Origin of the sequence: Megasphaera sp. AF13-6AC (assembly GCF_027685385.1) — a bacterium.
Classification (GTDB): domain Bacteria; phylum Bacillota; class Negativicutes; order Veillonellales; family Megasphaeraceae; genus Megasphaera; species Megasphaera micronuciformis.
On the sequence record NZ_JAQCUN010000033.1, the window covers coordinates 1 to 12,124 of the forward strand.

Below are 12,124 nucleotides of genomic sequence, written 5' to 3' on the forward strand. Positions count from 1 at the left end.
TTAATCACCATACCATTAATATTTTGTAATGACAGTAACTTATAGTGAGTCAAGAAAGCCCGTTTTTATCTTGATGTCATTTGTGTTGCCTGAAGTTTTCTGTATATTCTGTTATATTTCTTTTATTTTTACTTCTTTTATTTGATAGTTTCTCTCTCCTTCCTTTCATTTTTCACCCCTTATTTTCTAACAGTTTTTTTACAGCATTTTGGGGATATTTCAGCTATTTACTCTATTTTTTTCTTAGAAAGATCTATTTGCAATTATTTATCCTTCTTTTTTAAATGATAGTTTTCTTTCTATTTACTATCATCTCAAAAGACAAGATAAAATCACTTTTATTTTTTCTTTCCGATATTTGACTTTTTGACTTTTAGGTGTATAATCATAGTTGTAGTCGAGAACATAAAGAAGTTTAAATGAATGAATCGTTCCTATCTCTTGACCGCTAAGGAGGTTTATACTATGGGAAATGAAAAATACACACAAAAGGTAATGGCCGCTTTCCAAGACGCTCAACAGACGGCGGCTCTTCACTATAATCAAGAAATTACATCCGTTCATCTGATGATCGGTCTAACCAAAGATCCGGAAGGTCTCTTAGCCTCTATTTTCAGCGATTGTAAAACTGATTTGCCGCTTTTAAGAGCCAAGTTGGAACAGATGCTTAAAAAGATTCCGTCCGTTCAAGGTTCAAGTAACCTGTCCATGTCGACAGAAATGGTACGTATCATCGGCAAGGCTCAACAGCGTGCCGAAGCTATGCACGACGATTACGTCAGCACGGAGCATTTGCTTTTAGCCGTTGCCGAAGACAGTGATGAAACTATGCAGGAAGTTTGCCGTCAATTCGGATTAAATGCCGATAAGATTCTCTCTTCCATTAAGGCAAACAGAAAGCAGTCCGTTTCATCCGATAATCCTGAAGATAATTATAAATCGTTAGAAAAGTACGGCCGCGATTTGACGGCTGCCGCCCGTAAAGGAAAGCTCGACCCCGTCATCGGTAGAGACGAAGAAATTCGTCGTACCATCGAAATACTTTCGCGTCGTACGAAGAACAATCCGGTCCTCATCGGTGAACCCGGTGTCGGTAAAACGGCTATTGTCGAAGGCTTGGCCGGTCGTATCGTTGCCGGTGATGTTCCGGAATCTCTGAAACATAAGACCCTCTACTCTCTCGATATGGGCTCTCTCATTGCCGGAGCCAAATATCGCGGTGAATTTGAAGAAAGACTTAAAGCCGTCCTCAACGAAATCGTTAAATCGGACGGTCAGATTCTCCTGTTTATCGATGAAATTCATACGGTCGTCGGTGCCGGTGCTTCAGAAGGTTCCATGGATGCGGGAAATCTGTTGAAGCCTATGCTGGCTCGCGGCGAACTCCGTTGCATCGGGGCTACGACCTTGAATGAATATCAGAAATATATTGAAAAAGATGCCGCCTTGGAACGCCGCTTCCAACCGGTTATGGTAGACCAGCCTTCTGTAGAAGATACAATTACCATTCTTCGCGGCTTGAAAGAACGCTATGAAGTCCATCACGGTGTCCGCATTCGTGATAATGCCATGGTCGCCGCCGCCGTTCTTTCGGATCGCTATATTTCCGACCGTTTCCTTCCCGATAAGGCTATTGATCTCGTCGATGAAGCCGCTGCAAAGCTTCGCACGGAAATTGAATCCATGCCCGCACCGCTCGATGAAATTCGTCATAAAATCATGCAGCTGGAAATTGAAGAACAATCATTAAATAAAGAAACGGATGACGCTTCTAAAGAACGGTTGGCTAAAATTGTCGACACGAAGAAGGAACTGGTTGCGGAAGAAGAAGAACTTAAAGCTCGTTGGGACAAGGAAAAACAGGCAATTTTACGTACTCAGGCCTTGAAAAAAGAACTGGATGACGTACGCCATCAAATGGAAAAAGCCGAACGGGATTATGATTTAACAAAGGCTTCCGAATTAAAATACGGAAAGTTACCTGAATTGGAACGTCAGTTAGCCGAACAGGAAGACTTGCTTTCGAAAGAAAAAGACAGTCACTTATTGAAAGAAGAAGTCGGTGAAGAAGACATTGCACAGGTTGTCAGCCGTTGGACGGGTATTCCCGTTACAAAGATGATGACGGGTGAACGTGAAAAACTCCTTCATTTGGACGATACACTCCATCAGAGAGTCGTCGGCCAAGACGAAGCGGTTCGCGTCGTAAGTGATGCTATTATGCGTGCTCGTGCAGGCATTAAAGATCCGAATCGCCCCATCGGTTCATTCATCTTCCTCGGCCCTACAGGCGTAGGTAAAACAGAACTGGCCAAAGCCTTGGCCGAATCGCTCTTTGACGACGATCGCAATATCGTACGTATCGACATGAGCGAATATATGGAAAAACACACCGTGTCAAGACTTATCGGGGCTCCCCCGGGATATGTCGGATACGACGAAGGCGGTCAGTTGACGGAAGCAGTTCGCCGCCATCCCTATTCGGTCATCTTATTAGATGAAATCGAAAAAGCCCACCCCGATATTTTCAACGTTCTCCTGCAAATCCTCGACGACGGTCGTCTGACGGACGGCAAGGGTCGCGTAGTGAATTTTAAAAATACGGTTATCATCATGACCAGTAATTTAGGTTCTCATGAAATTCTTGAAGCAGCCGACTTCGAAACAGCGGAAAAATCGGTTAAGGATATCTTAAAATCCTATTTCCGCCCTGAATTTCTAAACCGTATTGACGACATTGTCGTCTTTAAAGCGCTGAAAAAAGAACAGGTATTCGATATTGCCCGTATTTTGTTGGAACACCTCAGCAACCGTTTGCAAAAGCAAATGAACATTACCTTAACGTGGACCGATCGGGCTTTGGAAGAACTGTCCGATAAAGGGTATGAACCTCAGTTCGGTGCTCGTCCCTTGCGCCGCCTCATCACGCATACCGTAGAAACGGCCTTAAGCCGTGATATTATCAGCGGTCGTATCGGTGAAGGCCAAACTGTACGCATCGATTTCGACGGTACGGACTTTACTTTCAATCCTGTCAAGGGATAAGCCTTTCCTATTCCGAACAAGCGGGCTACCTTTATTCTATATTTATATAAAAGGACTCTTCTCAAAACGAGAAGAGTCCTTTTATTTCTTTTATCCCCTTCTTTTCGGCTTTGTCACAATATTGTATCTTTTTCCCCTCTTCTCTTTCTCAAGATATACCTCCGGGGGTACATTCGTTCGCGTTTACAAGGGGTCAAAAAAATATTATAATGAACTGCAAATACATAGACAGGTGAACGGAATGACTAATACTTTAGGTAAGCATTTACTTATTGATTTTTACAACTGCCGACTCGTAATTTCCGAACCGGAAGAGTTGCGGCCGTCCATAGAAAAAGCATTTGCCCAAGCAGGTGTCAAACTTGAGGGAATCAGTTTTTTTCAATCAACTGATGAAATGACGTGCATAGCCTTATCGGGTAATACGCACTTCTGTATTCATTATTACCCCGTCTTATCATATGCCGCCGTCGACTTGTACAGTTTTTCGACGGACTTGAATTTAAATCGGTTAATGAATATCTTCAAAATCGGCTTGAAGTCGGATCGCATCAAGGCAACCAGCGTCCGTCGTGGCGATTTCGGTTCCATCAGGGATATGCGTCCCACGCGTAAGTCCAAAGTCTCTACAGCTCGCAGAGTCAAAAATACGGGAGCTCGTTTAAAGCGCACGAGTGCCAAAATGATTAATATTTTACGCCACCCTAAACGACCTCCCAATGAATAATCGTTAGTTTGTTTGTCCGCATCAGAAAGGGCTTATCCCCATGTACATGTTATCATTGAGTCAATCTGCCGGCATGGGCTTTGATGAAAAAGAATCACTGGAAGCGATTACAGCCAATCTCGTTTCATTCTTACAAATGAAGAGTCAACGCCTGTACAGACATTCTTTGCAGGTTGCCAACTACAGCGTCAGTGTGGCTGCCAAACTCGGCTTGCCGAAAAGCGAAATCGAGTTGATTAAATACGCTTCGTTGTTACATGACATAGGAAAACTCAGTCTTTCCAATTCCTTACTGGCCAAGGCCCCTTATCTGAATCGTTCGGAAAAGGCTCTGTACCGGCGTCATGCTGCAGCCGGTGGTAATATGTTGGAAAACATTCCTTGTTGTCAGGACATTATTCCCTATATCGTTCATCATCACGAACGTTGGGACGGTTCGGGTTACCCCAAGCACTTGCGCGGTGCCAATATCCCCTTCGGTGCCCGCATTATTGCCGTAGCCGATTATTATGATACAATTATTAATCCGTCTGCGGATTTTTGGGCTAAGACGAAGCAACAGGCCGTACGTGAACTGTTCTCCGCTTCGGGGCTTCTCTTCGATCCGGAAATTGTAAAAGCCTTTATCGATACATTGGGAAAATAAACAAATAATGAAACCCCTTCTTTACAATTTGTAAAGAAGGGGTTTTCAGTTGCGCGACGAAGCTATAACAAGTCCGGTCACTTCAACGGCACCGTTTTGTTTTAAAGCGGCGGCACAGGCCTGTAAAGTCGCTCCCGTCGTATATACATCATCAACCAGTAACAGGCGACAATCCTTCACGGTCTTACCGTCAACCACAGCAAAGGCCGCTTTCAAATTGCTCTGTCGCTCTTTACGTACCAAGCCGACCTGCGAACCGGTCGGCCGAATGCGTTGTAACGCAGGTAGCCACATGTAACCGTGTCTTTGGGCCCACGAACGGAAGAGAATATCGTTTTGGTTAAAGCCTCTTTCCCTTTCCTTCAAAGGGTAAAGCGGCACAGGCACAACGGCATCATACATCTCCAATCGCCGGGTGAAGGGAAAGGCTCCCAGCAGATCCGAGAAAGCACGACCGTACTGTCGTTTTCTCTTATACTTAAGGTGCGTTAAAGCTCGTTGTACGGGCCCCGAATAATCACATAGGGCATAGCAACCGTCCAGTCTGTTTCGTCTGCTGTCATCCAAAAAGCGGGGATGCAGTAAATTTCTTCGGCAATCTTCACACCACTCGGCTTCAGTCGAGACATAGCACCCACAGCCGGGACAAGCAGGCGGAAAGAGAATATTTTTTAAAAACTTCCCCCCACGACTCAGCATATTTCATCTCTTTTCAATCGTTGAGCCAATAAGGTATACCGCTTACTTTTATCGGTAGCTCTTACAGCTCGTTGCAGTGCCGCCTTTGTGCCTACAAGGATTACCTTCTTCTTGGCACGTGTAACGGCCGTGTACAAAAGGTTTCGCTGCAACATAATGGAATGACTGTTTACGAGAACAATAATGACCGTATCATATTCACTCCCTTGACTTTTATGGACCGTTACGGCATAAGCCAGAGATATTTCTCCCAAGTCATTTCCCTTATAGCGTATATCCTGCTCTGGATAGCGTACATGCATGTTGTCATTACCGAGCGCAAAGACGGTTCCCATATCCCCGTTAAACACGCCCTTTTCATAATCATTCTGTTTTTGCATAACCTTATCGCCTGTACGAAAAAGTATATTGCCGTTTTTCAACTCCGCCTTTGCGTCATCAGCGCCATTTACTTGTTTCTGAATCAATTGATTCAGAGCATCGACGCCGCATGCATTCCTGTACATAGGTGACAGAACCTGAACTGAAAAAATGTCCCCGCCCGTAGACATCACTTCTTTCTCGTATAGGTCGGCAACAAGATGAGCGCTTTTGTCCTCATCATTCGTCTCTATAAAACAAAATTCTCCTTCTTTGTCCACAACCGGCATACCACCGTGATTAATGCGGTGCGCATTGGTGACAATAAGGCCGCCTTCCTGCTGCCGAAAAATAGTTTCCAAACGTACGACAGGTACTGTTTCCGACCGAATAATATCATGCAAAACCGCACCGGCACCGACAGAAGCCAACTGATCCGCATCGCCTACAAGGATACACCGGCAATGGCCGGGCAAGGCTTCCAAAAGGCAGTCTGTCAATTCCAAATCGAGCATGGAAACTTCATCAACAATAATTAAATCGCCCTCCAGAGGATTGTCTCGATTATGATCGAATAAGGGATGTGCCCCTACATATCCGGCAGGTCCTAAAAGCCGATGAATAGTCTTGGCTTTACGCTGAGTCGTTTCGGCCAGTCGTTTAGCTGCTCGACCCGTAGGTGCACACAGCAAAATATTCAGTCCTTCCTGCTCAGCCAGGGCGATAATGGCCTTTACAACTGTCGTCTTACCTGTACCGGGACCGCCGGTAATCACGGTCAGTCCCGAGTCCAAAGATCTCTCGACCGCCTCTCTTTGCTTGTCTGCCAGCGTAAATTCCCGTTCCGTCTGCCACCGATCTATAAACTCGTTTATATTGACATGAGTCTTTAACGATGTCTTAGCCGCCAGATTACGAATATCGTCGGCAACACGCAGCTCCCTCTCATAAGCATCAACCGTATATATATAGGTCAGACCGCTGCAATCCTCAGCTACAAGATGTCCGGTTATCAAAGTTTCATTTAATACATCGCGAATATGTACGGGTTCGGCTTTCAAAACATTCGCCGCCTTTTCAACCAATTCATCGTCAGGCAGGCATACATGTCCGTTCGACGTCATTTCCTGTAATACATACTCGATGCCTGCCGACAACCGTTCCGTTCCCGTCGGATCCGTTCCGAAAGCCAATGCGATTCGATCGGCCGTATTAAACCCGATACCGTCAATATCACGAATCATTCTGTAAGGTTCGTGTTCAAGCACATAGGCCGCCTCATCACCGTATTCCGCTAACAAGCGTTTGGCATAACGACCTGAAATGTAGTGAGTTTCCAATAAAAGTGCCAACTCGTTAACGTCTTTTTCCGCCTGCAAAGACTCTGTAAGAGCCGTCAATTTTTTCGGCCCTATTCCTTCAACTTCCTTAAGGCGCTCGGGCTCATTCATCATGATTTTCATCGTTTCCGCCCCGAAAGCGGCGACGAGCCGTTTGGCCAAAGCCGGACCGATACCGTCGACAGCCCCGGAGGCAAGAAAATTTTCAATACCTTCCGCCGTATCCGGCAAAAGCCGCTTCCACGAAGAAGCGGCAAACTGAGCTCCGTATTTTTTATGGATTGTTCCGTGACCTCGTATCTCCAGACGGTCCCCCTGCAAGGGCTTCAACCCGTTTCCCGTTACGGTCAACAAGGCCCCGTCATCCCGGCGAATGCGAAAGACTAGGTAATCCGAGTCGGGTGCTTCAAAAAGCAGGCGTTCCACTGTCCCTGAAATTACTTCTCCTTCAACCATTATCCGTTCCTCTTCATTTCATCGGCTTCATAGGCTTTGCTTTCATCCATTAAGGCCTGATAGATACGCTTAATATAAGGAACCAGCAGCTTATCCGAAGTAAAGACGGCTACTTTATCCAGCACGGCAGCTTCTCTGGTTGCATCGAGTACGGGCATACGGTGAGCTTTCTTATAGGCTGCCACAGCGGCCACGACTTTCATTCGTTCTTCCAACAAAACCGTTATTTGTTTGTCAATTTCATCGATCTGCTGACGACTGTCCATAAGGTTCATATCATTCATTCCTTTTGTTGAAAAACAGTATATTTTTTCCATTATACCGCACTTTATAAGGGAAAACCACGGTTAACAGGGGACTTTCATTTATGCGTACAACGCCGTTTCTTCAGATGCAACATATTTATTACACATTTACAGTCTTTAAGTAATTGTCAGAGCCTTTCTCTTTCGTTATAATATTATGTATTATTTATGAATTTATTATATCTTATACAGAAGGTTGTGATTTCTCACATGTCAGAAGAAAAGCAAGAGTTACGACGAAGCCTGAAGGCTCGTCACATGAACATGATCGCCATCGGCGGTGCCATCGGTACGGGTCTTTTTGTTGCCGGTGGGGAAACGGTCAGTACAGCCGGTCCCGGCGGGGCCTTGTTGGCCTACGCCTTCATCGGCGTTATGGTGTACTTTCTCATGACCAGTCTCGGTGAAATGGCGGCTTATCTGCCTGTCAGCGGGTCCTTTGAAACATATGCCAACCGTTATGTCGATAAGTCCTTAGGCTTTGCACTGGGTTGGAATTACTGGTTTAACTGGGCCATAACACTGGCTGCCGAACTCGTAGCGGGGGCACTCATTATGAAATACTGGTTCCCCGATGTACCGGCTTCCGTATGGAGCGGTATTTTCCTGGTCATCCTCTTTATCCTCAACTATTTATCGACCCGTTCTTACGGTGAAAGCGAATTTATTTTCTCCAGCATCAAAGTCATTACGGTTATTATCTTTCTCGTCGTCGGTACCTTACTCATCCTCGGCGTAGGCGGTGAAGCACCCGGCTTTACGAACTGGACTGTCGGAGAAGCTCCTTTTGTAGGCGGCGGTGCTGCCGTGCTCGGTATTTTTATGGTTGCCGGCTTCTCCTTCCAGGGAACGGAAATGATCGGCATTGCAGCCGGTGAAAGTGAAGACCCTGAAAAAAATATTCCCAAAGCCGTCCATTCCATTTTCTGGCGAATTCTCCTCTTCTATTTAGGTGCCTTCGTCGTTATCGGCTTCCTTATTCCTTATACGGATCCGAACCTTTTAAACACGGATGTGGAAAATATTTCCATCAGTCCTTTCACTCTTGTCTTCGAACGCTTCGGCCTCGTCGCCGCTGCTTCCGTCATGAACGCCGTTATTCTTACAGCCGTTCTTTCGGCAGGCAACTCCGGCCTGTACGTGTCGACGCGTATGCTCTACGCTATGGCCAAGACGGGGCAGGCTCCGAAAATATTCTTAAAGCTCAACAAACGCGGCGTACCTACCAATGCCCTCTTTGCTACGGCTATCTTCGGTCTCGCCGCCTTCCTCACTTCTCTTATCGGTGAAGGAAAGGCCTACGACTGGCTTGTCAATATCAGCGGCATGGCCGGGTTTATTACTTGGATAGGTATTGCTATTTGTCACTATCGTTTCCGCCGTGCTTTTAAGGCTCAAAATAAGGACTTGTCCGCCCTGCCTTACAAGGCGTCTTTATTTCCTTTCGGACCGATTTTGGCCCTTATTCTCTGTATTATCGTTACGGCGGGCCAGAATTATTCGGCCTTCACCGGACCTGAAATCGACTGGTACGGCGCCAGTGTTGCTTACATAGGTATTCCTGTATTCTTAGCCGTTTTCTTCTATCATAAGTTCAAGCACAAAACCGGTCTTATCCCCTTGAAAGATGTAAACTTAACGCGTGAAGAGCATATAGACTCAAAATAAACTACACACAAAGCCCCTTGCAGTTTACCGGAAGATAATCTGCAAGGGGCTTTGCTTTATTCTTGTCAGGATACTATTTTTTTAAGGCATGATGCATCTACACGGCGTACATCCGCCGTTCCCGTAATGACCATAGCATCTATGAGTTCTTTGCGAATTTTATCCAAATACAGGGCTACGCCTTCAGCGCCTCCGCCTACGGCCGCCACGGCTACCGGTCTGCCTATAAGGACGGCATCGGCCCCTAGAGCCAACATCTTGAGTACATCTTCACCCGAACGAATACCGCCGTCAACAAAAACAGGTATGTCCCCCTTAATTTCAGCGGCAATTTCCGGTAGGACATCGGCCGTACCGGCCATATCATCGAGAATACGTCCACCATGGTTGCTCACAACAATAGCACCCGCTCCCGCATCGGCGCAAATTCTTGCCTCTTCAGCAGACATAATTCCTTTGACGATAAAGGGCAAGGGGGATTCCTTACAAATACGACGAATACTCGCTTCATTTTTAGGTCCTACCGGTTGGCCGAGAAGCCTCATATTAACCAATGTTGCCGCATCTATATCACAAGCTGTCGCCGGAGCCCCTGCCGCTTCACCCAGAGCAATTTTTTCAATAATCTTGTCGTCTTCCCGCGGTTTAATCGTCGGAATCACTCGCCCGGGACAGGCAGCTGAAGCCGCCAAGGTTCCTTCATACATATAAGGAGCTCCGCCATCTCCGCAAAAAGCTAATGTTCCCGCTGTAGCCGCTCCGGCCGCTACAGCAAGGTCATACTCTTTTTCGACTTGTTCCGGTTCGCCTTCTACCTTGCAATTCAGGGTAATGGCTCCGATAGGGGCTACCATGACGGGCATGGACAGTTTTTGTCCGAAAAACTCCGTTTCCGTCGACGGTTCTGCTATGCCCCTCAGACTGTTCATAATCAACCCGTATTCATTCAGTGCCGCTATATTACGCAAAAACGAACGACTGCGTCGCAATCCCCCGAACCCCGGTATATAACTGATACAACCGCGACCGTCGCATTGAGAACAGACACGACACCCCTTCATTTTAGCCTTAGCGGCGGCACGTATTTCTTCATATGTCATAGTTACTCACTCTCCTGCCCGAAAAATTTATAACCCTATCATAACAGGTTCTACCCGACTCGTGCAAAAGGGCAAAAAAATACCGTCACTTTCGTGACGGTATTTTAAAGTCTTACATTTTCTGGAATGCGTCTTTTGCAGCACCGCACAAAGGACATACCCAGTCAGCCGGAACATCATCCCATTTCGTGCCTGCAGCTACGCCGTTATCCGGATCGCCTTCAGCTTCGTCGAAAATGTAACCGCATACTGTGCATTCGTATTTATCCATTGTTATTCCCTCCTGTGATTACTAATAAATTATCGTTATTAATTAACTACAACCCTATTATAACATGGATTTTTTCTATTGCAACAAGTTATCCATATTTCGTAGTAAAAAAAAGGGATTTTTTCTATTTCAAAATGGCATATACATGACGATCCATATCTTCCCAAGCCGAGATTTGTGCTTCTTCCGATCTTAAAAGCCTTTCACCGTCCGCACATTGTCGAGCAACCGATTCGGGAGCCGTACCGCTATACGTTTTGCGTCCTCTTACGCAGGACTCGATTTGTAAAGCTTCGTAAACATCGTCTGAAAAAACGGGACTCCATGTCCGCAATTCATCAAGACTTAAGTCCTTTAAGACCTTACCGTGTTCAATACAATACCTGACGGCATGGCCCGTGACGGCATGAGCTTCTCTGAAAGGAAGTCCTTGACGGACAAGGTAGTCGGCCATATCCGTCGCATCTGAAAAATCGCCTTCCAATACAGCCCGCATGCGATCTTTGCAGACGATCATCTTATCGATCATATCGGCATATACAGACAGTGCGAAGTGTAAATTATCGACAGCGTCGAACAATCCTTCTTTATCTTCCTGCATATCCTTATTATAAGCTAAAGGAAGACCTTTCATAACAGTGAGGAGGGCCATGAGATGACCGTAGAACCGCCCTGTTTTACCGCGGACAAGTTCACAAATATCGGGATTTTTCTTTTGCGGCATAATAGACGACCCTGTGCAATGAGAATCATCCAGTTCAATGAAGGCGAATTCTGCCGATGACCAGAGAACGTACTCTTCAGAAAGACGACTTAGGTGCATCATTACTTGAGCGCCAAATTCCAAAAAAGCAATAATGTAGTCTCTGTCGCTCACAGCATCGAGGCTGTTTTCATATAATGTCGTAAATTTCAGTCGCTTTGCCACATAAGCCTGATCTAAAGGCCATGTCGTACCCGCTAAGGCCCCGGCACCCAAGGGCATCATGTCAGCCAAGTCTCTGGTCAGGGATAGATATTTAAAATCACGGGACAGCATGGCAAAATAAGCCATCATATGGTGACTGAACAAAATGGGCTGCGCTCTCTGCAAATGGGTATAGCCGGGCATAATAACATCTTCATACCGCTTCGCCGCTTCCAACAAAGAATTCTGTAGGCGCAACAGAAGCTTCCCCGTCCGGGTAACGGCCTTACGCACATATAAATGCGTGTCCAAGGCCACCTGGTCATTACGAGATCGTCCCGTATGCAAACGCTTCCCGCCTTCACCGATCATATCCGTCAATTTCTGTTCAACGCTCATATGAATATCTTCAGCCGCATCGGAAAACTCGAATTCATCTTTTTCAATAAGGCGGTATATTTTTTTTAACCCTTCAATAATATCCTTCTTGTCAGTCTGTGTAATAATGTTTTCCTTTGCCAACATTTCAGCGTGTACGATACTGCCGCAAATATCTTCGGCATACATACGCCGATCAAAATGAATCGACGCCGTAAAAGC

Annotated in this window: 10 protein-coding genes; 4 read left to right on the forward strand and 6 right to left on the reverse strand. The window is 46.0% G+C overall.

Translation table 11 applies throughout. The annotated features are described in order from the left end of the window. Positions 1–465 precede the first annotated feature (465 nt). The 3 genes from clpB (at position 466) to PGX78_RS03235 (ending at position 4,418) form a co-directional block, all read left to right on the forward strand. Positions 466–3,045, forward strand: a complete 2,580-nt coding sequence (gene clpB, locus PGX78_RS03225; RefSeq protein ID WP_270445370.1) for an ATP-dependent chaperone ClpB — start codon at positions 466–468, stop codon at positions 3,043–3,045. Between the two features lie 241 nt (positions 3,046–3,286). After that, positions 3,287–3,772, forward strand: coding sequence for an S-adenosylmethionine decarboxylase family protein (locus PGX78_RS03230; protein WP_270445371.1), 486 nt, complete (start codon positions 3,287–3,289; stop codon positions 3,770–3,772). 40 nt (positions 3,773–3,812) lie between these two features. Next, entirely contained in the window at positions 3,813–4,418 is a 606-nt protein-coding gene (locus tag PGX78_RS03235) for an HD-GYP domain-containing protein (RefSeq protein WP_006941564.1), read from the forward strand. Positions 4,419–4,463: 45 nt separating this feature from the next. Here PGX78_RS03235 and PGX78_RS03240 read toward each other — a convergent pair whose 3' ends face one another. The 3 genes from PGX78_RS03240 to PGX78_RS03250 are packed head-to-tail and all read right to left on the reverse strand — an operon-like array spanning position 4,464 to position 7,548. After that, positions 4,464–5,117, reverse strand: a complete 654-nt coding sequence (locus PGX78_RS03240) for a ComF family protein (RefSeq protein WP_270445372.1) — start codon at positions 5,115–5,117, stop codon at positions 4,464–4,466. After that, a complete protein-coding gene (gene recD2 / locus PGX78_RS03245) occupies positions 5,111–7,273 on the reverse strand; it encodes an SF1B family DNA helicase RecD2 (protein WP_270445373.1) in 2,163 nt (720 codons plus the stop codon). The genes PGX78_RS03240 and recD2 overlap by 7 nt, the downstream gene beginning before the upstream one ends. Beyond that, positions 7,273–7,548, reverse strand: a complete 276-nt coding sequence (locus tag PGX78_RS03250) for a chorismate mutase (protein WP_270445374.1) — start codon at positions 7,546–7,548, stop codon at positions 7,273–7,275. Before PGX78_RS03250 ends, recD2 begins: the two co-directional genes overlap by 1 nt. Before the next feature lie 240 nt (positions 7,549–7,788). On the opposite strand from PGX78_RS03250, the gene PGX78_RS03255 reads away from it, so the two are divergent. Next, entirely contained in the window at positions 7,789–9,246 is a 1,458-nt protein-coding gene (locus PGX78_RS03255) for an amino acid permease (RefSeq protein ID WP_270445375.1), read from the forward strand. Between the two features lie 65 nt (positions 9,247–9,311). On the opposite strand, the gene PGX78_RS03260 is transcribed toward PGX78_RS03255, so the two are convergent. The 3 genes from PGX78_RS03260 to argH form a co-directional block, all read right to left on the reverse strand. Continuing rightward, positions 9,312–10,346 carry an alpha-hydroxy-acid oxidizing protein gene (locus tag PGX78_RS03260; protein WP_270445376.1) on the reverse strand — a complete coding sequence of 345 codons (1,035 nt, stop codon included), beginning with the start codon at positions 10,344–10,346 and terminating at the stop codon, positions 9,312–9,314. Between the two features lie 112 nt (positions 10,347–10,458). Continuing rightward, entirely contained in the window at positions 10,459–10,617 is a 159-nt protein-coding gene (rd, locus tag PGX78_RS03265) for a rubredoxin (protein WP_270445377.1), read from the reverse strand. 124 nt (positions 10,618–10,741) lie between these two features. Next, a partial coding sequence (gene argH, locus PGX78_RS03270) for an argininosuccinate lyase (protein WP_270445378.1) occupies positions 10,742–12,124 on the reverse strand: 1,383 nt, incomplete at its 5' end.